The sequence below is a fragment of the Candidatus Hydrogenedentota bacterium genome (genome assembly GCA_018005585.1).
GTDB lineage: Bacteria > Hydrogenedentota > Hydrogenedentia > Hydrogenedentales > JAGMZX01 > JAGMZX01.
The window spans coordinates 12,913-37,810 of the sequence record JAGMZX010000009.1; the positions used below are offsets into that span (position 1 = coordinate 12,913).

16 protein-coding genes are annotated in these 24,898 nt (G+C 63.7%); 9 read left to right on the forward strand and 7 right to left on the reverse strand.

What is annotated here, in order from left to right; all coding sequences use genetic code 11:
- Positions 1–2 precede the first annotated feature (2 nt).
- The 3 genes from KA184_02850 to KA184_02860 form a co-directional block, all read right to left on the reverse strand.
- Positions 3–2,363 carry an alpha-L-arabinofuranosidase gene (locus tag KA184_02850; GenBank protein ID MBP8128491.1) on the reverse strand — a complete coding sequence of 787 codons (2,361 nt, stop codon included), beginning with the start codon at positions 2,361–2,363 and terminating at the stop codon, positions 3–5.
- A gap of 97 nt (positions 2,364–2,460) precedes the next feature.
- The gene (locus tag KA184_02855) at positions 2,461–3,897 is read right to left on the reverse strand and encodes a hypothetical protein (protein MBP8128492.1); all 1,437 of its coding nucleotides are present in this window, start codon (positions 3,895–3,897) and stop codon (positions 2,461–2,463) included.
- A 3-nt stretch (positions 3,898–3,900) separates the two neighbouring features.
- Entirely contained in the window at positions 3,901–4,503 is a 603-nt protein-coding gene (locus KA184_02860) for a sigma-70 family RNA polymerase sigma factor (protein ID MBP8128493.1), read from the reverse strand.
- A gap of 339 nt (positions 4,504–4,842) precedes the next feature.
- On the opposite strand from KA184_02860, the gene KA184_02865 reads away from it, so the two are divergent.
- The gene (locus KA184_02865) at positions 4,843–6,222 is read left to right on the forward strand and encodes a dipeptidase (protein ID MBP8128494.1); all 1,380 of its coding nucleotides are present in this window, start codon (positions 4,843–4,845) and stop codon (positions 6,220–6,222) included.
- A 9-nt stretch (positions 6,223–6,231) separates the two neighbouring features.
- Here KA184_02865 and KA184_02870 read toward each other — a convergent pair whose 3' ends face one another.
- Both KA184_02870 and sat read right to left on the reverse strand, forming a co-directional pair.
- Positions 6,232–7,278 carry a glycosyltransferase gene (locus KA184_02870; protein ID MBP8128495.1) on the reverse strand — a complete coding sequence of 349 codons (1,047 nt, stop codon included), beginning with the start codon at positions 7,276–7,278 and terminating at the stop codon, positions 6,232–6,234.
- 141 nt (positions 7,279–7,419) lie between these two features.
- Positions 7,420–8,574 (reverse strand): sulfate adenylyltransferase, encoded by a 1,155-nt coding sequence (sat, locus tag KA184_02875; protein ID MBP8128496.1) that lies wholly within the window; start codon positions 8,572–8,574, stop codon positions 7,420–7,422.
- 214 nt (positions 8,575–8,788) lie between these two features.
- On the opposite strand from sat, the gene KA184_02880 reads away from it, so the two are divergent.
- Positions 8,789–9,760 carry a GDP-mannose 4,6-dehydratase gene (locus KA184_02880; protein ID MBP8128497.1) on the forward strand — a complete coding sequence of 324 codons (972 nt, stop codon included), beginning with the start codon at positions 8,789–8,791 and terminating at the stop codon, positions 9,758–9,760.
- Positions 9,761–9,791: 31 nt separating this feature from the next.
- Here the strand turns inward: KA184_02880 and KA184_02885 are convergent, their stop codons facing one another.
- Entirely contained in the window at positions 9,792–14,846 is a 5,055-nt protein-coding gene (locus KA184_02885) for a DUF5011 domain-containing protein (protein MBP8128498.1), read from the reverse strand.
- Between the two features lie 266 nt (positions 14,847–15,112).
- Complete coding sequence (locus tag KA184_02890) at positions 15,113–15,649, reverse strand: rubrerythrin family protein (protein MBP8128499.1); 537 nt, start codon at positions 15,647–15,649, stop codon at positions 15,113–15,115.
- Positions 15,650–16,440: 791 nt separating this feature from the next.
- On the opposite strand from KA184_02890, the gene KA184_02895 reads away from it, so the two are divergent.
- From KA184_02895 to KA184_02925, 7 genes are all read left to right on the forward strand, one after another.
- The gene (locus KA184_02895; GenBank protein MBP8128500.1) at positions 16,441–16,836 is read left to right on the forward strand and encodes a GreA/GreB family elongation factor; all 396 of its coding nucleotides are present in this window, start codon (positions 16,441–16,443) and stop codon (positions 16,834–16,836) included.
- Positions 16,837–16,944: 108 nt separating this feature from the next.
- Entirely contained in the window at positions 16,945–18,153 is a 1,209-nt protein-coding gene (locus tag KA184_02900) for an NAD(P) transhydrogenase subunit alpha (GenBank protein ID MBP8128501.1), read from the forward strand.
- Complete coding sequence (locus tag KA184_02905) at positions 18,141–18,419, forward strand: NAD(P) transhydrogenase subunit alpha (protein MBP8128502.1); 279 nt, start codon at positions 18,141–18,143, stop codon at positions 18,417–18,419. Before KA184_02900 ends, KA184_02905 begins: the two co-directional genes overlap by 13 nt.
- A gap of 19 nt (positions 18,420–18,438) precedes the next feature.
- Complete coding sequence (locus KA184_02910; GenBank protein ID MBP8128503.1) at positions 18,439–19,878, forward strand: NAD(P)(+) transhydrogenase (Re/Si-specific) subunit beta; 1,440 nt, start codon at positions 18,439–18,441, stop codon at positions 19,876–19,878.
- Positions 19,879–20,206: 328 nt separating this feature from the next.
- Positions 20,207–21,385: a SpoIIE family protein phosphatase gene (locus KA184_02915; protein ID MBP8128504.1), complete on the forward strand. Its 1,179-nt coding sequence runs from the start codon at positions 20,207–20,209 to the stop codon at positions 21,383–21,385.
- A gap of 2 nt (positions 21,386–21,387) precedes the next feature.
- Entirely contained in the window at positions 21,388–21,900 is a 513-nt protein-coding gene (locus tag KA184_02920) for an STAS domain-containing protein (GenBank protein ID MBP8128505.1), read from the forward strand.
- A 674-nt stretch (positions 21,901–22,574) separates the two neighbouring features.
- Positions 22,575–24,845, forward strand: coding sequence for a LysM peptidoglycan-binding domain-containing protein (locus KA184_02925; GenBank protein ID MBP8128506.1), 2,271 nt, complete (start codon positions 22,575–22,577; stop codon positions 24,843–24,845).
- Positions 24,846–24,898: the final 53 nt, after the last annotated feature.

A 24,898-nucleotide genomic window follows, 5' to 3' on the forward strand; every position in this document is an offset into this window, starting at 1 on the left:
GGTTACTGCGCCGGGAATTCGTAAAGGCACACGCTCAGAGGCGGGAGTTGTAGCGTTTGCGTCCCGCCGGAGATCTGCTCTTCCTGGACCGTCACGAGAGGCGGTTTGCCCGGCTCGTTGTGCGCCATAGGGCCGGGCCCGGTAAGCACCCAGCGCCTGCCCGCGCCGGTATTGCAGCCCGACACTTCGAGTTCCAGTTCCCGCGCTTCGATGGCCGGATTCACGACGGCGACGGTCAGTGAACCGCGGTCTTCGGTCCATGCGGCGGCAATGTCGAGGTACGCGGGCGCATCGCTGACCTCGACCGGGATCGCGCCGTAGTGGTTGCGGTACAACTGAAGCACGAGCCCGGTTGTGTCGAACGCGGCGGCGGTCTTGCTGGTCTTGACGCAACCGATGACATTCACCGTCTGCGCATAATTCGCCATGTAGACGATGTCGCTCGATCGAAAGTATTCATGGAGACCCATGGCGACGCCGACCGCGTCCTTGAGAAAGTATGGCGTGCCGAGTTCGCCGTAGACGTGGTCGCCGTACCAGTAGTTCCATTCGTCCATGCAGATGGGGACCTGCTTGCCCGCGAGAGCCGGGATAGTCTTGTGCGCCTCGCGGTGCGCGCTGACCTTGGCGCGAATGGACTGCCGGATTTGGCGCACGTGTGTCGAGACCCGCGGGGAACCGCCGCAGTAGAAGTGCTCGCTGAGCAGGTCCATGTGGTCGGCGCATTCGGCGAGCATGGTGTCGGACCACTTGCCCGTTGCGCCGACCGCGACCAGTTTGACGGACGCGTCCGCGGCGCGCATGGCTTCGGCGAACGCGTTGTGTTTGTTCACGTATTCCTCGAGCGGCATATGGCCGAGCTGCCAATCACCGTACATCTCGTTGCCGATGCCCCACCATACGACGCCATACGGCTCCGGGTGGCCGTGTTCCGCGCGCAACCTGCTCATCGGCGAATCGGCCGGACCATTGACATATTCGAGTTCTCCGAGCGCGAGCGACAGGTCGCCGAGGCCGCTGTTCACGACGATGTACGGCTCCGCGTTCACTTCGCGGCAGAACGTCAGGAATTCGTTGATGCCGAAATCGTTGTGCTCAATGCCCTGCCAGGCCGGGTTCTTGCGCGGCGGGCGCTTGTCCGGGTCGCCAATGCCGTCATTCCAGTTGTAGCCGCTGACGAAGTTGCCGCCCGGCCAGCGATAGATGGGCGCGTTCAATTCCTTGAGCACGGCGAGCGTGTCGGCGCGCATGCCGTGCACATGATCGGCGGGCATGAGCGACACCGCCCCGATGTCGGCGCGGCCCGGGCCGCGCACGAGGACCTCGAGCGCGCCGTCATCGGTGTCCGCGCCTGCGGTGAACGAAAGGGGATAGGTGCGGAATGCGCCGGCAAAGTTGCCGAGCGTAATCGTCTGCCGCTGCGCGGGTGCGGCGCCCCACGCTAGGCTTACTTCAACGGACGCGAGGCTGCCCGAGCCCGCCAACACGATGCGGCCCGTATAGACCTTGCCGGATACGAGCCCGAGCCCGCCATGGGCGATGCCCGCGGGCGCGGTCTTGGCCTCGATGCGCGGCATGTGCTCGCCCACGTAGGGCGCTTCCTGCGTCATGGTCACGGCGTTCACGTCGCCCAGCTTGCGCCAAGGGGACTCTTCTTCCCCGATGCCGTAGAAGAATTTGCGGTCCTCGAGCATCTCGGCCCAGATACCGCCATAGATACACCGGCCCAAGTGCTCGATGAACTGACCGTAGAGGTACTTCGAAATGAGGGCGCCGGTCTTTGAAGTCTCGATTCGCGCCACCGGTTGAGACGATTCCGTCTTCAGCAATGCGAGGTCGAGGTCATCGAACCACGCCTTGCCCGAGGCCGTGCCCCAACCGCCCAGCAGGCAGTTGATCTGGACTTCTTCGTTCTCCTCGCTATCGAACACGAGTTCGACGCGCGTCCAATCGTGCGTGCCCGTGACGGCCCCGGTTTGCAGTGGCTGCATATTGTGCAGATTCAGGAGCGCGCCACGCCCGTTCTGCGTCGTGACGTTCTGTGTCTTGACCCAGCCGGTCAGGCGGTACTGCGACCATGGTTCGATTCCGGCCGTGACACACCAGGCGGCGTCCGCGCCATCCTCGGAAGCGACAGCCACGCAGTGCCCGCCTCCGCGCCCGCCTTCCTCGAACGTGAAGTCCGCCTTGCCGCCCCACGTCTGGGTCGTCCAGCCCGCGGGACCATCACCGCCCTCTTCTTCGAAGGATGCGTTCTTGATGCTGTCCGCCATGACGCGACCTTTCACCGGGAACACTATGCAGAGCGTCAGGACCGCTACGAACAGAAATCTCGCGGGCACACTCGCGACGGGCACTCTCATTCTCGGACCTCCCCGTGTATGGTGCGGGCATTATGCGGACCTGGCGCCGTTTCGGCAAATCAGCCTTGCCCGGATTGCGGCCCGGAGAGTCATCCGCCTAAAGGGCGGGCGCCGGCAGAAGCAAGTACCAGTGGCCGCCGACATTGAAGATTACGCGAGGGCCAAGCCCGGCCACGGCCGCGATTTCAGGATGATTCTTCAACAGCACGCGATAGAAGCGCGTGTCGCGGCGCAGTTCCGTGAGCGATTCGTCCGCGTAGTCTTCTTGCTGCCACGTGTCGCCGCATAACGTGAAGACGTGCCCGTTTGCTTCGCGAGTGGCGCCCGCTTCCACAGCTTGGGGGGAATCCTGCAAGGGCGCAGGAGCGGCGCCAAGCTGCGCGGCAGGCGGCGCGGCCTTGGGCGGCTGCGCTTCCGTGGCATGGTCCCCGCGCATGGTTCCGCCGTAGCCGCCATACCCGCCGCCGTATCCCCCAACTGTGGGCGCTCGGCGGTGCCTCTCAAGACGGTCTTCACCGAGAGACGGCACGGACTGCGGCGCGGGGAGCGGCTCGGGCACGGCTACGACCGTCTCCGCCTGGGCCGGGGGCGTTTCAGCAAGGACGGGCGGAGGTACTTCCTGCTCTATTGGTGCGGGCGCGGACACCGCCGCGACCGGGGGCTGGGCAGGCGCTGGCGCAGGAGCGGGTTCGAGACCACCCAAATCCCGCGCCGCCGCGCCAATGCGTGCATCAAATCGGATATCCCCGGTCTCCTGCTTTTCAGTTATTCCATCGAGGCGGACCGGCGGCTGCGGTGCGGCGCGAGGCGCCGCGACAGGAGGCGGGGCCTGCATCGGGATTTCCATGGCCGGCGAAGGAGCAAGGCGGGCAGGCGGCATATCCGCGGACGGCTCCGGGACCGGCGGCTCGGGCGCTGGGGTATCGGAGACTTCGGGCGCAGCCTCCGGCGCGGTGTCCAGCATAACGAAGTAGGTCCCTTCCGGCACGTGCGGCCGTCCGGACACTTCCGGCGCGGTAATCATTCCATCGCCCCGGCTTGGCTGCGGCGCGCCCGCGGCCGTTTCCATCTTCGCCTCGGGCTGCGCGCCCGGAATCCGCTGCGCTCTGGCCGCGTCGGCGGCGGCTTCCGTGGCTGCTTCCGGCATCGGCGACGGAGGCGCGGCTTGCTCCCGCGCCAATTGCGTCCGTGTTGACACGTAGCTTGTGCGCGAGAACATCAGGCCCATCACGACGAGGAAACACGCTGCGGCGGCAAGCACCGGCCACAAGCGCACGGGCGCGGCCCGGGGACGCCGGAACCGGATGCGCACGCCGCGCATTTCGTCCAGCACGGCCGCTTCCAGCGCTTCTGGGGCGCGCACGGGCTCCAACTCACGGTATAGCGCGTCCACGCGGCGCCACGCGTCGAGTTCCACGCGCAATGCCGGGTCCGCCGCGATACGCGCCTCGAACGCCGCCCGCGCCCCGGTGTCCATCTCGCCGTCGAGGTAGGCCGAAAACTGCTCGCGTATGTCTTCGTGCTCGCCGTTCATGTCTTACAACACGCCATTTTGTTCCAAGCACGCGCGCAACAGGCGCCGCGCCTGATTCAGCCGCGATTTCACGGTGCCCTCAGGACATTCGAGGGCGTCCGCGATCTCCTCGTAACTGCGCTCATCGAAAATCCTAAGCACGAACGCCAGCCGGTATGCGTCAGGCACCTGTTCCAGGCACGCCTCCAGCGCCGCCTGCAATTCACCGCGCTGCGCACGCTCGCGCGGCGTATCGCAATCCGCCGCGGCCGCCTGCGCCGCGCCCGGCGCCGCTTCCTCGAGCCCTTCGAGCGAAATCGCCTGGCCCCGGCCCTTGCGGCCCCGGTCGCGCACCCGGTTCCGCGCAAGGTTCACCGCGATCCGGTACAACCATGTATACACTCGCGCCTCGCCGCGGAAATCGGCCATGCCGCGATACGCCCGCAGGAACACCTCCTGCGCTACGTCCAGCGCGTCCTCGCGGTTGCCCAGGAAGCGATACAGCACCGCGTAGACGCGATCTTTGTACCGGCGCATGAGCGCCTCGAACGCCGCGTCGTCGCCTTCCTGACACGCCGTCACGAGCGCCATGTCCGCTTGCCGCGTGCCTTCGCGCAATGCTTCCACGGACCGCCTGACTCCGTTCATATCTTTGGACACCGGTTGGGGAAAAGGGTTCGCCGCCATTCTACACGCCCCGGCGCAGGCAAGGGAACCCGCGCGGTGATTCACGACCCCGGGAACACGAGGGCGCCGCACCCGTCTGCAGTCTTGGAGGCAGCGACAGGGACGTCGCGTCCGCGGGGAGAATTGTTTATAGTGTCATTCCTTATGCGCAACGACATAATTCCCCTGTTCGTTGTCCAAGCTTCAGCGTGCGGATTTTCGGGGACAACCTGACGGTTGAACGACGAACAAGGGGCGTCGATTGTGACGCCGTGTATAGAGGCAAGAATGGAGGAACAGATGAGCGTTCTGGATGCTGCTTTGGCGTATGCGCGGGGGCGCCGGGCCGATTTTTTGAGCCGCTTGCGGGAACTGGTTGCGATTCCGAGTGTTTCGACGTTGCCGGAGCACAAGGACGACATGGCGCGCACTGCCGAGTGGCTGGCGGCGGCGTTGCGCGCATTGGGCATGGCCCGGGTCGAAATCGTGGCCACGGCGGGGCATCCCGTCGTGTATGCGGAGACGGAGCAGCGGCCGGACCGCCCGACGGTGCTGGTCTACGGGCACTATGACGTGCAGCCGGTCGATCCGGTCGCGGAATGGCGCACGGACCCGTTCGCGGCGGCGGTCGAGGGCGACTATCTGTATGGGCGCGGCGCGTCGGATATGAAAGGCCAAATCTGGGCGCAACTGTGCGCGGTCGAGGCGCTGGCGGCGCAGGGCGCGTTGCCGGTGAACCTGAAATACCTGGTCGAGGGCGAGGAGGAGGTCGGGTCGCCGCATCTGGAGGCGTTCATCGAGGCGCGACGCGACCAACTCGCCTGCGACGTGGTCTTGAACTGCGACAGCGGCGTCCACGCGCCGGACCAGCCGTCGATCACGTATTCGCTGCGCGGGCTGGCCTATTTCGAACTCGAACTTCAGGGCGCGGCCAAAGACCTGCACAGCGGCCTGTTCGGCGGGTCCATCCGCAACCCGGTCCACGTCCTGTGCGAACTGATTGCGGGCATGCACGACAGCGCGGGGCGGGTCACCTTGCCGGGTTTCTACGACGATGTGCGGGAACTGGACGCCGAAGAGCGCGAAGTCTTGCGGCGCGTTCCGTACAACGACGAGGGCTGGCTGCAACTCGCGGGCGCCCGCGGCCTGTACGGCGAGGCGGGTTATACGACGACGGAGCGCGTGGGCGCGCGTCCGACGCTCGAGGTCAACGGCATCTGGGGCGGTTTCACGGGCGCGGGCGCGAAGACGGTGCTGCCCGCGCGCGCGTCGGCGAAAATCTCGATGCGGCTCGTGCCGGACCAGCGGCCCGAGCAGATGGAGGCGTGTCTGCGCGCGTATCTCGAAGCCAACGCGCCCGAAGGCGTTGCGTGGACGCTGCGCGAGCATTCGCGCGGGCCTGGCGCGATCACGGACCGCAAATCGCGGTATATGCGCGCGGCGGCGGAGGCGCTGCATGAGGTATTCGGCGTCGAACCGACCTTCAAGCGCGAGGGCGGGAGCGTGCCTGTGGTAGGCATGATGCAGGCGCGACTCGGCGTGGATTCGGTGATGCTGGGGTTCGCGCTGCCGGACGACGGCATTCACGGCCCGAACGAACGTCAATACCTGCCGAATTTCTACAAGGGGATCGAGGCGTACATCCGGTTCCTGGGCGGGCTCTCGGCGCGGGGTGCGTGAACGGCGGGGCTAGCGCTTCTTGAACGCGGACAGCGCTTTCCAGGCGCATTTTTCCCACGTGTATTCTGCCACGCGTTTCGCGGCGCGGCGGCGCAAGTCGAGGCTTTCGGGCCCCTGCTGGATGGCGCGGCGCAGACTGCGCACGAATGACTCAACGCTTTCGTGGTTGTAGAAGATGGTGTTGTCGGCGGCCACTTCGGGGATTGCGCCGAGGTTCGGCGTGACCAGCATGCCGCCGGCGCGCAACCCTTCGAGCACGCGCTGGCCGCTGCCGTCGTGCAGTGCGGCGAAGACGATGGCCGCCGCGTTCTGATACAGCCCGGCGAGTTGCGCGTCCGGGCAACGCTCGATGCGCACGCCGCGCGGGCCCCACGTAGGCGGCTCCGCGCTGCACGCCGTGCCGGTCACCACGAAATTGTGGGGCGTTTCCTTCTGAATCTGGGCGAGCCCCTTGAAGATGAGCGGATAATTGTGGGTCTTGCACGTGTCGCCCACAATCATCAGGTACGGTTTCTCGACAATCGAGCTGTTCGGCTCGCTGAATACGGTGTCCACGCCCGGCGGCGCCACGACGACCTTGTCCAGCGGCACGTCCAGCACTTCGAGACACCGGCGCCGCGTGTGTTCGGACGTCGCGATGATGCCGTGAGCCTGCGCGCAGACGCGTTTTGCCTGCTTCAGGTCGTCCGCGAGGTCGCCGCCCGGCTCCCAGGGCCGCACGTCGACGATGTACAGCCACGTGGGCAGCGGGGGACTGACCGGCGCCGCGGCCAGCGGCGCAAGCAACGCATTCACCCCTGCCTTTCTCGCGGCTCGCGCCAGTGGTCCGCCCACGCCAAGCATGCCCGCGAGCCCGCCGCGGCCGCCGCTCACCTTGCCGATGGCGACGCGCATCCAGCCTTCATAGGAGGCATGTTGCTCCTCGCTGGTGAACAGGAACAGGCGCGCCTGGTCCTGCATGCGCCGCAACGTTACCAGCAGGCGGCGCATGTAGCGTTCTTCATCCCCGTAGCAGCAGCGATGCTGCACGTCGGGTGTCAATACGCCAAGATGCATCGCGAATCTACAGCTTTCTGGCGCCCGTACTCGTACTCGCCATAACAAGGACCAAAAGAACCATGAGGATACGCCCGCAGACTATAAGAGGCGGAACGCCGCGGAAAGGCCGGCATTCCGCCCCAATCCAGACAGGCGCCGTTATTTCGCGCTGGTCGCCCAATCGATGAGCACGCGCGCGACTTCGGGCCGCGTGAATTCCTCGGGCGGCATCTCCCCGCGCTGCAGCATTTCACGCACCTTCGTGCCGCTGAGGAAGACGTGGTCTTCCGGCCCGCCGGGGCAGGTCTTCGGCGACGCCATCCCGCCGGTTATCTTGGAGTAGAAGGCGTGTTCGAAGAACAGCGGCGTGATATCCAGTTCCGCGCGGTCGAATTCGTCAAAAATGTAGTGGGCGTCGTAGGTGCCGTAATAGTTGCCGACGCCCGCGTGGTCGCGGCCCACGATGAAGTGCGTGCAGCCGTAGTTCTTGCGGATGATCGCGTGCATGATTGCTTCCTTCGGGCCCGCGTACCGCATGTTCACCGGCATAATCGAGAGCATGACGTGTTCGTGTGCGTAATACCGGTCCATGAGAACCTTGTAGCACTTCATGCGCACGTCGCCGGGGATATCGTCGCTCTTGGTCGTGCCCATGAGCGGATGTATGAGCAGGCCGTCGCAGATTTCCAGCGCGCACTTCGTCAGATACTCATGCGCGCGATGGATGGGATTCCGCGTCTGGAACGCGACGATACGCTTCCAGCCGCGTTCGGTAAAGGCGGCGCGTGTCTGCGCCGGCGTCAGGTTGCACTCCTGATGCTCGATCTCGCGCGCCTGGAGCACGTCCAGTTCCCCCGCGAGATAGACCGGCCCGTGCGCGTAGGTATAGGCCACGCCCGGGTGCTTCTCGTCGGTAGTCCGGTAGACTTTCTCCGCGATCTCGCGCTTGTCAAGCGAGAATTTCCCGCTGAGATGCAGGATTGCGGCCAGGTCGCCGCGGTCGTCCGCGATCGCGACTTCCTGCCCCACTTCAAGGCGGTCCGCGTCGTTCTGCGGGACATGCAGCAGCAGCGGAAAGGTCCAGGGGATGCCGGGCCGCAGATGCATCGTGCCGAGCACGCGGCGGGCTTCTTCTTCGTTCATGAAGCCCGTCAGCGGGCTGTACAGGCCCTTGGCGATGCCGTCGATCTCGAACGCCAGGTAGGTGTCGACCTGGATGCGCGGCAGCGTGCGCGCCTTCGTCCGCGCCGCCTCAAGGGCGGCCCCTTCGAGCAGGCGGTTGACCAGCGCACCGCCGTGAGGCTTAATAGGCATGATGCTCTACTCCTTTTCAGTGTAAGCGCCACATTGGACCGCGGAAGATTCCCGGTTTCGCCTTTTGAACCGGGGAAAGAAACGCCATTATATCAGCGGAATCGGGAGGTCTCAAGCATAGAATGCGCGGGACGGAATGCGACGCGCCGTCCCCTTGAAGGCCGCACGATTCAGCCTTATACTGACGCATCTGGCAGAATTCGGGGAGACGAACATGCGCGTATTGGTTACAGGCGGTGCGGGTTTCATCGGGTCCCATTTATGCGAGGCGCTGCTGGCGCGGGGCGAGCAGGTATTCGTGCTGGACGACCTGAGCACGGGCCGCTTCCAGAATATTGAGCCGCTTGCTGCACGGCTGACGTGCGTCATCGATTCCACGCTGAACCAGCAGATCGTGCGGGAACTGGTGCGGGAAGTGGACGTGGTGTATCACCTGGCCGCGACGGTGGGCGTGCAGTTGGTCGTCAACGCGCCGATCCGGACAATCGTCAACAACATTCGCGGCACGGAAACGGTGCTGGAAGAGACCTGCCGTTACCGCAGGCGCCTGCTTATCACCTCGACGAGCGAAGTGTACGGCAAGAGCATGAAGGAGGTGTTTGAGGAAGAAGACGACAGCGTCATAGGCCCGACGAGCCGGCATCGCTGGGCGTATGCGGCGTCCAAGGCCATTGATGAGTATCTGGCGATGGCGTATTGGCGCGAGAAGCGGCATCCGGTCGTCATCTGCCGCTTGTTCAATACCGTCGGTCCGCGCCAGACGGGCCGCTACGGCATGGTCATTCCCACGTTCGTGGCGCAGGCGCTGCGCGGCGAGCCGCTGACGGTCTACGGCGACGGGAAGCAGTCGCGCTGTTTCGCGTATGTGGGCGACATCGTGCCGGCCTTGGTCGGCTTGATGGAGCAGTGCGCGCTGTGCGGTGACGTATATAACATAGGGAACGACCAGCGCGTCACGATTGAAGAACTTGCGCAACGGATCATCGAGCGCACGGGCAGCAAGTCGCAAATCCGGTATGTTCCCTATGACGCGGCCTACGGTCCGGGCTATGACGACATGCGGCACCGCCGGCCTTCCCTGAAAAAGATACGCGAGGCCATCGGCTATGAGCCCAAGACCTCGCTCGACGCCATTCTCGACGCCGTCATTGCGGATATCCGCGGGCGGCTGGATGCGGATGACTGAGCCCGGATGCCGGCGCGCCGGCCCCGGCACGTCAGTTGGGCGCAAAGCAGAAGCCGTCTTCCGTGCCGGAATCCGGGCACGGATAGCAGCCGCCCGCATTGTAGAACTGCACGACCCGGAGCAGTTCGGACAAGTCGATCCGCCAGTCCGCGGGGGCGTAGTCGAGGTCGTGCGGCGGGCACCATTGGCCGCCCGGCCCGGGCGCGTATCCATCTTCCGTGCCCAGTTCGCAATGGTGGCTCTTCGTGTTATAGAACTGGATGACGCGCAGCAGCTCGGCGAGGCCGATGCGGAAATCGCCGTTCTGGTCCGCGGTATGGCCGCAATCATCGAGGATGATGACCGTGCGTACGACGGGTTCGGCTTCGTTCCCCTGGCTGTCTGCGACACGGTAGGTGACGGGGTATTCGCCGGGTGAGTGCTCCACAATGCTGCTCTCGGCCCGGATGAAGGCGGTCCTGTCGCCGTCTACGAGGTCGAAGGCCATCGCGCCGGGGTCCATGAAGTCGTCGAAGCAACGCAGCGTCACTATGGCGTCGCCTATGAGCACGAGCGTGGGCGCGGTGGAATCGGCGACCAGCACATGGCGGACGGACGGCTGGGCCTCGTTGCCTTCCGAATCCGACACCCGATAGGTCACCGTGTATGCTCCCGGCGTGTCTTCATCCACAGTGTTTTCGACCTGCAGCAGCGCCGTAAGGTCGCCCTGGCGCGAGTCCGCGGCGATGGCGCCCGGGTCGGCATAGGCCGTGCCCGCTTCGTGCAGGAGAGTCTCCGGCCCGATTAAAGTAATGACCGGCGGCGTCGTGTCGGCCACATGGACCAGGCGCTGCGCGTCGGCCGTATTGCCCGACGCGTCTTCTACCGAATAGGCGACGGTGTAATCGCCCAGCACGGCGACGTTCACGTTGTCCGTCACCACAATGGCGGCGGTGAGGTCGCCATCCACGGTGTCCGCGGCGGTGGCGCCCGGGTCGGCATAGGGGGTCGCTGCTTCATGCGTCAGTTCAGAGGGGCCTGTGACCGTGATTATGGGGGCGGTCGTGTCCACGACATGAACGGCGCGCAACGCTTGTGCCGGATTACCAGACGAGTCGGCCAGTGAATAGGTGACCGTGTAATCACCCGGAATCGCCGGGTTCACGTCATTCGCGGTCTGTATGGCCGCGGTGAGATCGCCGTCGTAGTTGTCGAACGCGGTGGCACCTGGGTCATTGTAGGGTTCGGGCGCTTCGTGGGTCAGGGGATTGTCTCCCGTGACGGAGAGCACGGGCGGGACCTCGTCCACGACATGAACCGTGCGCACGGCCGGGATGGACACATTCCCCGCGGCGTCCTGCGCGGTATACGTCAACACGTACGCGCCCAGTATCTCCGTATCGGCCATGCCGATGACGACTACGGCCGCGCTGAGGTCGCCGTCGAGCGCATCCCACGCCACGACCCCCGGTTCTGCGAAGGGCTCTCCGACGGGGACGGACATGTCCGCAGGCCCCAGGAGCGTCACGAAAGGAGGTTGCGTGTCAACGACATGGACAGTTCGCGAGACGGTTACCGCATCGTTGCGGTTGGCGTCACGCACGTCGTAGGCCAGCACGTACGTGCCGGGCGTCATGACATCCACGCTCCCCGTCACCCGTATCTCGGGGGTGATGTCACCGCTGAAGGAGTCCCACGCGGTCGCGCCGGGGTCATTGAACGGTTCGGCCGCCTCGACGGTCATTTCCGCGTCTCCGAGCATCGTGATGACGGGGATTGTGCGGTCGCGCACGTCCACGATGCGCGTCGCCGTCAGCGCAAAGTTGCCCGCGGTGTCCTCGACATCATAGGTGACGCTGAACGTGTCGATCAGGCTCGGATTGACGTTGTTCGTCATGTTCAAGCGTTCGCTGATGTCGCCCTCCCGGTCGTCCATGGCAGTTGCGCCGGGATCGAGGTACGGCTCCCCTGCTTCGGCCGTCAACCGGCCCGGTCCGTTCAGCGCGATGACGGGGGCTACCGTGTCGATGATGAGTTCATCGGTGGTGCTGTCGTGCCCTTCGCGGTTGTACGCGCCTACGGCCCGGACGCGCACGTCGTACACGCCGTCCGGCAGCGGGTCGGGCACGTTATGAACCCACTCGTTGTTATCGACGAGGACAGCGCGCCACGTGGCGCCGTCCAGGCTCAGCCCCAGCGCCACCGAGTAGCGCACCGTGCCGGTAATGGCCGGGCGGGAATCGTTGGTGATCAACGGGTCGACCGTCAGTTCGGGCGCGGGCGGGTAGTAAGAGCCCAGCACGGCGCGGACGTATTCGGGCACGGTTGCGTCGAGGCCGCCTATGTTCTCGAATTCCTCATAGTTCAGCGCGCCGTCCAGGTCGAGGTCGCCCAGGGACGACAACGGCAGGTCGGCGCCGTTCGAGTAGGGGGCATAGTCGCCCTCGAGCGACAACCCCGCTTTCAGGATGTCGGCAAAGGCCTGGTCGAGCGTCGCCAGCGCGGCCATGATGTCGAACACGGGGGCCAGGAACGGGATACCGGGTTCCACACGGAGCAAGGCCAGATTGGCGTCATGAACCTGTTGCACCGTCTCATGGAGCGGGTGATGTTCATCGCACAAGATAGCCGCGAGCACGGAAATTTCGTAGCGGTCCGGAATCATGCTGACGTCCGCGTCGGCGGTTTGCCAGACGTCCTCCTCGAACGCGAATTCATAGAAATCGCGGCCTTGGCTCTCGAACGTGACCGCCACGTCGCAATTGGGAATGGCGGCATCCGGCGCCCGGTTCGGGTCGGAGGCCTCGTCGGCATAGACCTCCGGCGAACCGCCGCGTATGAACGTCCACGTGAATTCGCGGTCATTGGAGGCGCCGTCGCCGTCCAGGTCGGACGCGGCGGCAAACGGCTCTGCGCTTTCGTACTGGAGGCCGGCGATTGGGGCGGTCAGGGCCATGTCCTGGACGATGCTGTCTGCGGCTTCCTGGGAGCTTGCGGCGAACAGGGACAGATACCCGATATAGGGCAGGAACAGTTCCGCGGCGGGGTCTGCTTCAAGCGCGGCGCGATTGTCCGCGTATACGAGGGCCAGCGGGTCATGGAGCGGGTGCCTCCCGTCGCAGAAGACCCGGCCCAGCAGCGCAAGTTCGTAGCGGTCAGGAATGCCATTGTCACCCCAGTCCGCGTCTTTCCATTCGATACCCTGCTGCAACGCGACGAAGAATGCCTCTGCCTCGTCATCGAACACGCTCGGATCCGGGCACGTGGGCAGGTCGTCGGGGCCGCAGCCGGCCGTGGATGCCGCGATGGCGTATTCGACGTGGGCGCACTCCTGGTCTACAACCCAGTCATATTCGAACAGGTTCGAGATTTCGTCGCCGTCCGGGTCGCCGAGGGACGCAAGCGGAAACGCCATGTCCAACTCGAAGACGCTGTATGCCGCGGTGAGAGAGAGCGCGGAAACGATGCCGTCGCGCAAGTCAGGCGATATGGCGCAGAACGCTGCAATCGCGTCCGTATAAGGTTCCAGCGCTGCAAAGCCGGGCTCCGATTCGAGTGCGGCGGCGTTGGAGGCGATAGCGGCCTGAAGCGGGTCATGTCCGGGATATGACGTGTCGCAGCACAGGCGCGCGGCGAGAGCGAGTTCGAAACGGTCCGGAATGCCGTTGCCGTCCAGGTCAGCGAAAGGCCAAGCGCCGCCGAGTTGTGCGTCATAGAGCGCGTTGCCCTGCATTTCCAGAGCCGTAGCTTGGGCGCAGTCCAACAGGCCGCCGCCGAGCCAATAGGCTTGGACACCGCGGAAACTGCCATCGTCCAGGCGCTTCAGCGGATACCAGACCGCGTCGTAAATCGTGTCGTCGTCCACGAGGTCGAGGGCGACCGTGCCCGCGCCCGTCATGCCGGAAACGGTGACAAAACAGGTGGCGTCCGCGCCTGACATGTCCGAAATCACGGCATCGGATACACTGGCCGAAGTGCGCACGGAGAAATCCGTGACATCGACACCGGTAACGGGCTCGGTGAACTTGACCTCAAAGATGACCTCCGGCGCGTCCGTCGGATTAGCGGCTTCCGCCAAAGGGCGAATACTGGCAACCACGGGCGGGGTGGAATCCGCGAGCCAGGCCGCGTAGCACTGGCGCACCGCGTTTTCCATGAACGTCAGGAAACCCTCCGCATTCAGGTGGAGCGGGTCCATCTCGCCGTCATCTATTTTCATGACGATACGCGGGTTGTACAGGTCTGGCCTGCCATTCGGGAAATTGGCGTAGCCGTTCTCCGGCCCGTCGGGTATGCCGGCTTCGCCCGGTTCCACCCCCTCGGCAGGCACGCCAAAAACGTGCTGGACATAGCCGAAATTGTGGATGTACGTGACGCGGCCGGGAAACTCTTGCGCGAGTTCAATCTTGCGCCGCTCCAATTCGGCCCAAATGTCGTGTACTTCCCGGACGATTTCGAGCACTTCCTGCCGGTTGGCGGGTATTGGATAGCCCCAGTAGGTGACCGCCCAGTGCGTGATGCTTTCGTAGTCCCAGACTTCGCCGAAATCGTTGATCATGAAGCCTTCGTACAAGTTGACGTAATCGTAGCCCAGCAAGGCCACGCGCACGTCCGGGCGCTGGTCGAGGCAGAACTGCACCACGTTCCGGATGTGGCCGATGATTTCGGCCATCATCGTATCGACCTGCGCCGGGCTCATGAATTGTTTCCATGTGTGAACGATGTCGTTGCCGCCCAGGCTTACGTGGCAGATATCGAGCGTGGGCAAGGCAGCCAGCCGGTCCGCAATCTTCTGAAGCTGCTCCGGCGTGTCCCAGCCTTCCGCGAAGATATTGGTCAAACCGATACTGCCATCTTCGCGGTACTGCCCGAGGTCGAATTCCGGGCGGGCAAGGACTTCCTCGAGCGCGGGCGGCGATTGCAGCGCGTAGGGGAAAAACACCCAACTGTCGCCAACGTCCAGGATGCGCGCGATATCCCCCCGCGCGCATACCGCGAAGCAGCATAATGACAGCACGACACCGCACGACCGCCGAAACGCATCCCGCTTGCCAACTGCGTTCCGCGCGCGCCTTGCCTTGCCGCACCACACGCTCCGCCGCTGCATTCTCACGGGTACTCGTCCACCGATTCGCCTCTTACCTAATGCGTGCGACCGTTGCTTCCCCCTCTTCCTGAGCTTCGGACGCTATTATACCCCGAAACGGTTTCACGCGTGGCGTGCGACGGGCGCCGCTGTTGGCCGGGTGTCGAAAAGCACCAGACCGTCGAATATGGCTTTGTGCCTGACAAACGGCCCGGACCGCGCGCCAAACACCGCCCGCGGCGGACGGCTGCGAACCGCCCGCCGCCATGCGTCTCCGTGACTACGGGTCAATAGTTCTCGGGGACAATTTCAAAATAGGACTGCGGATGCCCGCATATGGGGCATTTCATCGCGGCCTTTGCGCCCTCGTGAACAAAACCGCAGTTCCGGCAACGCCATTTGACTTTTCCGGGCTTCTGAAATACCTGGCTGTCTTCCAGATTCTTCAACAGCGCCTGATACCGTTCCTGGTGTTCCTTCTCGATCTTCCCGATGCCTTCGAGGACGCGGGCAATGTCCGCGAAGCCTTCCTCGCGTGCCTCGGCGGCCATTCGAGGATACATGTCAGTCCATTCCTCGTTCTCGCCCGACGCCGCGGCTTTCAGATTGTCGAGGGTGCCGCCGATACCGCCCAATGCCTTCAAGTGGAGCTTGGCATGCTCCTTCTCCTGTTCGGCCGTCTCCAGGAAAATCGCCGCGATTTGCTCATACCCCTCCTTCTTGGCGACGGAAGCGAAATAGGTGTATTTGTTCCTTGCCTGCGATTCGCCGGCAAAGGCTGCCCAAAGGTTCTTCTCGGTTTTTGAGCCATTCAATTCCGCCATGATACAGACTCCTTGGTTTCTTGCGGCAGGTTTGCATGTACATAAACATTTATGTAACAATTGCATTCAAACCCGCGCGCATGACGACGTGCCGGAAGCGTTCAATCTAGGGCAACGCGCCACGGCTATGCAACCTCTTGCCGGATGAGGTGTGACATCATGGAAAGACCCGCGCTGAGTCCAAATGAAAATGGCCACTCAAGGGGACGCGTGCAGAATAGGGGCAAACAAGCCGGACGCTCGTCCTCTGACAGCCCGAGAATGGGAGGGACTGTCACGTCTCCGGTCGAACGCACGGAGAGGCATGACCGGTCTAGGGAGGTTTGCCTGGACCGCGTTTGCCTTTCTGGTGTCTGGGCTTGGGTTGACTAAGAGGCGAGAACCTTATTACCATGAATTCAGGTTCAGTCTTGAATATGCGTTCAGTACCCAGGAAGGATGCGGAGTATGGCATCTGGCCAAAGAGCACGAGAACTTGTACGAACCTGCGGCTGGCCCCATCCTGGGTGCCGCCAAGTGCAGCTCTGGCAAGGAAAAGGTATCAGCACAGAAGTGTCGTGGCCCCGTCCCGGAGACCGGGGCCGTTTTGTTTCCTGCACGGGGATGTCATGTTGCGTATGCCGGAAGGTTGCGCGGCGCGGCGCGCCGCATGACAGACACGTGTACACACCCTTTAGGAATGCCGGCCTTTAAAGATGGGTGCGGCGATGATATTCCGCGGAGCCCGTGTCTGCATGACTCCGGCAGGGTCTGCCGGTGCTTTCTGGAAAGCTATTGGAGGAAATCCGAGCATGGCTAAGCAGATTCACATCACCGCGCAGGACAGGCAGCGGCTGCTGGAATGCCTCGCCGTGGTGCACGAGTTTCCGGACAAGCGTGACCTGCCGCATATCCGGCAGCTGGAGGAAGAGATTGCGCAGGCACAGATAATCATCGATGCGCTCATGACTCCCGAGGATGTGGTCACGATGAATTCGCGCGTACAGCTGAGGGACGTTACCGCGGACAGAGACCTGGAATGCACGCTGACGTATCCCGGTGAACGCGACCCGGACAACGAGAGCGTGTCGGTGCTCGCGCCACTGGGCGCGGCCATACTCGGGTATAGGGTGGGCGATACCTTTGTGGCAGACTTGCCCGAAGGACGGACGCAGTTCCGCATTGAGAGTGTCCGTCATCGGCCCTAGGAGGCCGGAAATTGCCCGCCACGGGTTGCCCATGACCGGCTCAACCGGTCTCAAGCCTCGCAAGGCACGATGCCTTATGCATATGCATTACTTGTGGAGACCAGCAGCATGAAGTTCAAGGGTCTGGTCCTTGGGATACCCAAGGAGATTATGCAACATGAGTACCGGGTGTCGGCGATACCTGAAACGGTGGCAAAACTGACGGATGAAGGCGCGCGTGTACTGGTGGAAAGCGGCGCGGGCGCGGCGGCGCATCACCATGATGACAGGTACCGGGAAGCGGGCGCCGGGATTGTTGCCGACAGTGACGCCGTCTTCGCGGAATCGGGCGTGATATTGAAGGTCAAGGAGCCTCAATTCGACGCTCGGAAGAACCGACACGAGGTCACGATGATGAAGCCGGGCCAGGCGCTGGTGGCCTTTCTCCACCCGGCTTCGCCGGCCAACCACCAGATGGTGCGGGACCTCGCCGCCCAAGGGGTGACCAGTTTCACGCTGGACGGCGTGCCCCGCATATCAAACGCGCAGCCCATGGACGCGCTGACGTCCATGAGTACGGTCGCGGGATACAAGAGTGTCGTGATGGCGGCGGACGAACTGGGCTGTTTCGTGCCCCTGACCAATACCGCGGTCGGGGTCGTGCCGGCCGCGCAGGTCTTCGTTGTGGGGGCGGGTGTCGCCGGACTTCAGGCGCTGGCTACGGCCAAGCGTCTCGGCGCCATCAACTTTGCCGCGGACATCCGGCCCGAGGCGATGGAGCAGGCCCGGAGCATCCGCGCGCAGATTGTCGATACCGGGGTTCCGGTTGAAGCAGCGAGAGGCGCGGGCGGCTATGCCAGGGCTTTGGCGCCGGAGTGGCTCGCGCGGGAACAGGAAGCCATTAGAGAAACGGTCTGCAAGGCGGATATTCTGATACTCTCCGCGCTCGTGCCGGGTCGCATCGCGCCCGTAATCGTGACCGAAGACATGGTCAGGGGCATGAAATCCGGCTCTGTAATCGTGGATATTGCCATTGACCAAGGCGGCAACTGCGCATTGACGGAGGCCGGCCGTACGGTTGTCAAGCATGGCGTGACCATCATGGGAGTCAAGAACATTCCCGGCTACGTTCCCGTGAGCGCTTCCTGGCTATTCGCGCACAATCTCCTTCATTTTCTCACCTACCTAGTTGAAGACGGCGCGGTGCGCGCCGACCGCCAAGACGAGATCATCGGACCGACGCTGGTAACGCTGGATGGGCAGGTGGTGCATGCGGGGGCCCTGGAGGCCATGGCGCAGCGCGCCGGAGAGAAAGGGTCTGCCTCGTGCGATTTGTGATTCTCTTGACGGTGTTCCTGGTGTCGTCGGTGGTCGGCTACCGGATTATCCGGCGGGTGCCGCCGCTTCTGCACACGCCGCTGATGTCCGGCATGAACGCTATTTCGGGCGTCACCGTATTGGGCGCGCTGACCGCGACGGCGGCGGCGCTGGCGACGGGCAGCCGGTTCCTCGGCGCCGCCGCAATTGTACTGGCCATGACCAATGTCGTGGGCGGTTTTGTCGTGACGGACCGCATGTTACAGATGTTCCGCTCCAAGAAATAACAGAAGGGCCGCTGCGCGCATGCATGGTGTGGTCGAGATTGTGTTGGCCGTCGCGATTCTTTTGGGAATCCGGCTGATGGGCGCGCCGGAAACGGCGGTCCGGGGCAATCGCCTGGCCGCCTTGAGCCTCCTGACCGCAATTCTGCTCGTTCTCTGGTCTCAAGAGTTGCTGGCGCTGCCGCTCGTTCTCGTTTCGCTGTTGGCGGGAGCTGTTCTGGGTCTGGTGCTCGCGGTCCGGGTAACGATGCTGCAGATGCCGCAGCTGGTGGCGCTGCTGAACGGGCTTGGCGGCGCGGCGTCCCTGCTGACGGCGTTCGCGGCGGCCGAAGTGTCCGCGCACGCAGGCAATCTGTATGACCTCGTGACGGGGGGATTGGCTGTTGCCGTTGGGGGTGTTACGTTGAGCGGAAGCCTTGTCGCGGCTGCGAAGTTGCACCGCCTGCTCCCCCAGCAACCCTTGCGCTTCCCGCTTGGGGTGCGGATTGCGGGGGCGATTCTCATTGTCCTGTTCGTTCTTCTGATTACGCTGGGAGGCGGTCTGGGCGGACCGGGTATCATGATGGGACTCACGCTCCTGGCTGCTGGCGCTTTGGTCTTCGGGGCGCTGTTCGCCTTGCCCGTTGGCGGCGCTGACATGCCCATCACGATATCGCTGCTGAACGCGACGTCGGGAATCGCCGCAAGCATCTGCGGCTTTGTGGTGGATGACGCCTTCCTCGTGGCCGCGGGCGCGGTCGTCGGCGCGGCGGGGCTGATTCTGACGCGCGTGATGTGCGCGGCCATAAACCGCTCGCTTCTTCAGGTGCTGACGGGCGCCACGATGGCGGGGGCGAACGCGCCCGCAGCCGATGCTGTCGCCGCGTCCGAACCCGCTGCGGGCGGAGCGCCGCTTGATTCGGCCGGTGGCCCCGCTCCGGCCGCCTTTGACCCCGTCGAGGCTCTTCTTGAGGCGAACAGAATCATCATCATTCCTGGCTACGGCATGGCGCTCGGCGAAGCGGAGGGTCCGGTACGGGACCTCTATGAACTGCTTGACCACCTGGGCAAAGACGTTCGGTTTGCCATCCATCCCGTGGCGGGCCGCATGCCGGGCCACATGACGGTGCTGCTTGCCGACGTTGATATTCCGTATGACAAGATGGTGCAACTCCAAGAAGTCAACTCCGAGTTTGCCCAGACCGACGTGGCGCTTGTCGTTGGCGCGTGTGACGTGGTGAACCCCGCGGCTATCACCGCAAGAGGCACGCCCATCTATGGCATGCCCATCCTGCATGCGCATGACGCCAGAAACGTGATCGTCTGTAATGCGGACACGAAACCAGGATACTCCGGCATCGAGAATCCCTTGTACGGCCGCGAGAATGTCGTGCTCCTTCTTGGTAATGCCGCGACAACGCTGGAGACGCTCCTGCATGACCTGGAATCGCGCATCGCTTCCCGGCAACAGACGGGGCCATGAGAGGGATGCGGCGGCCGGCCGGAACGCGGCGCGCAGCGGCCTTGAACAGGCGACTGGACCGGAGCGGCGAGGCGTGCTCGAGCCATGTGCCGGAAGCCGGACGGCGGCTTCCTGTGACGCAGAGGTTTGCCCTGTCTTGGCGCATCCTGTCAGTGTATAATCCACTTGCGCGGCTTGTGGCGGACTGGAAAGCGTCGGATTGTCGTGACTACAGGGCAACGATTGGGGCGTCGAACTGAGGACAAGAGACAGGAGCGGATGGTCAGGAGCCAGATGTCTATAGCCAGTTAGACCTTCCAGGAACCTTTTTCGCAGGGAATCGCGCCTTATGCACAACCCTCCGCGTATCTTAAGTATCGAAGATGAGGCGACCGTCCGGCGCGGCATGGCCGCCTACCTGACGGACAGTGGTTACGAGGTTATCGAGGCAGAGAACGGGCGGATCGGCCTGCAGCGCGTTCTTCTTGATGAACCGGACCTGATCCTCTGCGACTTGCGCATGCCGGAACTCGACGGCATGCGGGTGTTGTCTGAAGTGCGCCGGCTTGTTCCGGAATTGCCGTTCATCATCGTCTCAGGTTCCGGTGAGATGATAGACGCGATCGAAGCGCTGCGCCTGGGGGCGTGGGACTATCTCCTGAAACCCATTGAGGACATGGGAATTCTGGAACATGCCGTGAAGCGCGCGCTGGACCAGGCGCGTCTTATCCAGCAGAACCGCAAATACCGGGAGGACCTCGTCGCCACCAACCGCCGTCTGCAGCAAAGCCTGCAACAACTGGAAGAGGACGAGACGGCGGCCCGGTACATCCAGTTCCAGTTGCTTCCCCAGCGGTCGACGGTGCTCAACGGCGTCCTGTTCGATTATTTCTTGAGGACTTCCGCGTTTCTCAGCGGAGATTTTCTGGACTATTTCAAGATCAACGACGCGCAAACGGGTTTTTACGTGGCGGACGTTTCCGGGCACGGGGTCTCGTCCGCTTTCGTCACGGTGCTGCTCAAGAATACGATCAGCCATTTGATCGACGAATACCGCGAGTTCAAGAACGATACTATCCTGGACCCCGGCCGGGTACTGAAACTGCTGAATGACCGGATTCTCGCACGGAAATTCGACAAGCACCTCACCATGTTCTTCGCGGTGATCGACACGGGGCAACAGGTCATGCGGTACGGGAACGCAGGGCATTTCCCCTATCCGGTCTTTCATGACGGGCAGTCGGCACATTTCCTGGCCGACACGCATCTGCCCGTGGGCATGTTTGAGGATTGGACGTATGCTTCCAAGACGCTGACGCTGCCGGAGTCTTTCGCTTTGGCCATATTCTCTGACGGCGTCTTCGAGGTGTTCCCGGCACACCGGCTGCTCGACAAGGAGAACCGGCTGCTCTCGCTGATGGAGCCGTGCGTCCCGGACATCGAGACCGCGGTGGACGCTTTGGGGCTTGCGCGGCCAGGACAGGTGCCTGACGACATATCGGTGCTCTTGCTCAAGAAAGGAGGCTGAGGGTGGACACAGGTAACATCCTGTATGCGCGGCGGGGCGACTTGGTGGCGCTGAAGTTTGTGGGGAGAATTGGCTTTGCACAGGGCGGCTCCCGGCATCTTCTGGCATCCTTGAATACCTTCTTGAATGGCCTGTTTGAAGCCGGGGATGTCAGGTACTTCCTGGTCGACCTTACGGAAGCCTCAGGGATAGACAGCACGGGTCTGGGGCTGCTGGCCAAGATAACGAAGCACACCATACAGCGGTTCAGCCGAAAGGCCATCCTCCTGACGATGACGGAAGATATGGAACGCATTCTGGAAAGTATGGGCTTTCACGCCGTCTTCCTCATCATTCATGGGCCGCCGGAACAGTGCACGGACCTGACCTCCCTGCCGGAAGTCGAGGAAAGCGACCGTGAATGGGCGTGTACCGTCTTGGCCGCGCATAAGGAACTGTGTGCACTGAACGAGGCCAATCGCGAGACGTTCCGGGGCGTGGTCGATACGCTCGAAGACGCACTGGAGCACCGCTAGGGTCCGTTTTCCGTGGCCGTCTCTCCTGATTTGACCGGACTGCGGGTCAGGTACCCCGGCGTGTGGGGGGGCGTGCAAGTGCTGTGTCTCCCGGGGTCGTATAGCGAACGTTAGAGAGGAGGGCCCTCGCCAAAGGAAACGCGGGGTGAGGACTTCCAAGAGGACTTCGCAGGAAGCGTGGACTGCAACGCTTTGCGCCGGTGGAAGCGCCAAGGTGCACGACGAGGACGTCGGGTTTATGCGATGCGTGGTTTTGTGCGCCCCGCGAATAACGGGTTGCCGAAGGTGGCCGGCCACAAGCTGTGTGGGCGGTCTGACAGATTGGCTACCGCTAATGGGGGTTGCGGTGGGCATCATATGGTATTTTAGGTCTTGACATGCCACAAGATGTTGAATACACTATGCGCATGGAGAGCCTTACGGCACGGAGGCCGAGGGCGGTGTGGGAGGCGGGGGCGCTGGGTCGGGGAAGGCGGATGGCGGAGAGGTTCAGACCCGCTGGCGGAGATGGCCTGGTATCATGCCCGGCCGGGTGTGTCGGCGGTTCTGGACGGAGATGGGGTGCAGCGGCCGTTCCCGTCGGGATGTGCCGCGCGAGCAAGGGAAGCACGACCGGCGACGCTCTGTAACGAATCCGCGCGCGCCAACGGTAAGCACAGGAGCGTACAATCCTCATGAAGCAGAGTACCCGATTTTTGTGCCTGGCCGGGATCCTGGCGATTGTGCTGGCGGCCGGTTGCGCCAAGGACGTACACCAGTTCGAGCCGTTGCCGGCGGGAAGCGTCGGTGCGGCGGACCTGGCGGCGCCGGCCGAGCCGCGTTCTGTGACGGAACTGCTGCGCGACGCGGAGAAGGCGTTCCAGGAGGCGAATGCGGCGCAGGAACGGGGCGACCACGAGGCGGCCCTGCGCCAGTACACGGTGATGCTCGAGCTGCTCATCGAGGCCGACCTGGACCCGGGCATCTTTTACTCGCTCCGGGGGGAATTTGAGACGGTCTTGAATACATCGACGCACCACGCGAGCGCATTCGACCACCGGCGGCGCCACCTTTTCTCAGAAGACGATTTTGGGGCCCTGCAAGGCTATAGTGAAATCCCGATACCCTTTCCGCTGCCGGAGCGGGTCTTGGCGGAGATAGACGAAATCCAGACGGGCTACCCGAAGAATTTTCAGGCGGGCTTGGACCGGGCCCAGAGATATTTGCCCTATATCCGGGAGGAATTGCGCAAAGCCGGCCTTCCGGAAGAGGTTGCCTGGGTGGCCATGGTCGAGAGCCTGTTCACCCCGAAGATTGTGTCGCGTGCGGGCGCGGGCGGCATGTGGCAGTTCATGAAGAGCACGGGCAAGCGCTACAACCTGCGCATCGATAGCCATGTTGACGAACGTTACAATTGGCAGAGTTCAACACGGGCCGCTATCGGCTATTTGACCGACCTCTACCGGATGTTCGACGGCAACTGGGGGTTGGCCGTTACCGCGTATAACATGGGTGAAGGCGGGCTCGAACGGGCGATTGCGGACAATGGCGGCGACCGGAATCTCTGGACACTGCTCGAGACAGCGCCCGCAGCGAATCGTATCCCGCTGGAAGCCAAGAAGTACTATTCGCGATTTCTGGCGACGCTCATCGTGGCCAGCAACCCGGAACGCTACGGATTCCGCACGAACCCGCAGCCGCCGGAGAACACGGTACGCCTTGCGGTCAAAGGCATGTATTCGCTGAACGAGCTGGACAAAGCCATGGGCCTGCCAACGGGTACGCTCGAGGCGCTGAATCCCGACCTGGTCCAGCGCGTCACGCCGCCGACGGGCGAGTATCCCGTCGCCGTGCCGGTCGAGCATCGTCAGACCTTTCTGGCGGCACTGCAGAAGGTCAAGACGGTCCAATACGCGGGGGGCACGCACACCGTCCGCCGCGGCGAGACCGTCGCGGCAATCGCCTCACGCTATGGCGTGAGCGCGGACGAACTGATGCGGCTGAACGGGATCCGGTCCGCGCGGCACTTGCAGGCCGGTGCGCGGTTGAAGCTGCCGTCGAGCGCCCAGGTGGCGTCGAATGAGTCCGCGCAAGGCGGCGCTCCCTCGGCGATGGACACGCCGTCCCAGCCCGCGCCGCCCAAGACGTATCGGGTCAAGTCGGGCGACACATTGTATGACATTGCGCGCGCGCATCATGTCAGCGTGAGCGACATCCAGGAGTGGAACAAGCTGGGCCGCACGGCGCGCATTCAGGTGGGCCGCACGCTATATGTGTCCGACCCGTCCTTGAAGACGGCCAAGGCCGCCCCGGCAGCCGCTCCCGAACCGGCGCCGGAACCGGAGCCTGCGCGTGGGGAAGAGGTGGCAGCGGCCAAGGACGAGCCGGAGGTCGCGTTCCATACGGTGGTTGCGGGTGAGTGTCCGGCGGTCATTGCCCAGAAGTACGGGATGAACCTCGACGCCTTTCTCGCGCTGAACCGGCTGACGAAGACGTCGACAATCCGGGCGGGCGACAAACTGCGCGTGCGCGGCGGCGGTGGGGGCGCTGCGGCGGCGAAGGCGGCGCCCGCGCCTGAACAGCCGGAAGAGGCGAAAGTGGTGCACAAAGTGGCCGCAGGCGAGACTGCCGGCGCTATTGCCCAGAAATATGGGGTGAGCACGCGCGACCTGCTCGCCTGGAATAAGCTGACGGCGAGCTCCGTGCTCCATGTGGGCGACGAGCTCGTGATACACAGGAAAGGCGCGCCTGCCGCCGCGGAAGCGTCCTCCGAGCGGATTGTCACGGCGTCAAATGCCTCGGAAGGCGGAACTGGGAGGATTGTGCACGTGGTGGCGCGCGGCCATAATCCCACGACAATCGCACGCCGCTACGGCGTCAGCGTCAGCGACCTGTTCCGATGGAATGAATGGCCCAGGAATCACGTGCTGCGCGTCGGCGATCAAGTCGTTGTCTTCAAGAATTGACGGGTTCGAGCGGCGCGCGCGGCCGCTCTTCCCGGAGCAGCCATGAGGGCCGC

What these genes read in the sequence shown, in the direction of transcription:
- KA184_02855 (MBP8128492.1), bottom strand. Translation starts at nt 3,897, where the DNA reads ATGAACGGCGAGCACGAAGACATACGCGAGCAGTTTTCGGCCTACCTC.
- KA184_02925 (MBP8128506.1), top strand. Translation starts at nt 22,575, where the DNA reads ATGAAGCAGAGTACCCGATTTTTGTGCCTGGCCGGGATCCTGGCGATT.
- KA184_02880 (MBP8128497.1), top strand. Translation starts at nt 8,789, where the DNA reads ATGCGCGTATTGGTTACAGGCGGTGCGGGTTTCATCGGGTCCCATTTA.
- KA184_02910 (MBP8128503.1), top strand. Translation starts at nt 18,439, where the DNA reads ATGCATGGTGTGGTCGAGATTGTGTTGGCCGTCGCGATTCTTTTGGGA.
- KA184_02870 (MBP8128495.1), bottom strand. Translation starts at nt 7,278, where the DNA reads ATGCATCTTGGCGTATTGACACCCGACGTGCAGCATCGCTGCTGCTAC.
- KA184_02915 (MBP8128504.1), top strand. Translation starts at nt 20,207, where the DNA reads ATGCACAACCCTCCGCGTATCTTAAGTATCGAAGATGAGGCGACCGTC.
- sat (MBP8128496.1), bottom strand. Translation starts at nt 8,574, where the DNA reads ATGCCTATTAAGCCTCACGGCGGTGCGCTGGTCAACCGCCTGCTCGAA.
- KA184_02850 (MBP8128491.1), bottom strand. Translation starts at nt 2,363, where the DNA reads ATGAGAGTGCCCGTCGCGAGTGTGCCCGCGAGATTTCTGTTCGTAGCG.
- KA184_02885 (MBP8128498.1), bottom strand. Translation starts at nt 14,846, where the DNA reads ATGCAGCGGCGGAGCGTGTGGTGCGGCAAGGCAAGGCGCGCGCGGAAC.
- KA184_02895 (MBP8128500.1), top strand. Translation starts at nt 16,441, where the DNA reads ATGGCTAAGCAGATTCACATCACCGCGCAGGACAGGCAGCGGCTGCTG.
- KA184_02890 (MBP8128499.1), bottom strand. Translation starts at nt 15,649, where the DNA reads ATGGCGGAATTGAATGGCTCAAAAACCGAGAAGAACCTTTGGGCAGCC.
- KA184_02900 (MBP8128501.1), top strand. Translation starts at nt 16,945, where the DNA reads ATGAAGTTCAAGGGTCTGGTCCTTGGGATACCCAAGGAGATTATGCAA.
- KA184_02865 (MBP8128494.1), top strand. Translation starts at nt 4,843, where the DNA reads ATGAGCGTTCTGGATGCTGCTTTGGCGTATGCGCGGGGGCGCCGGGCC.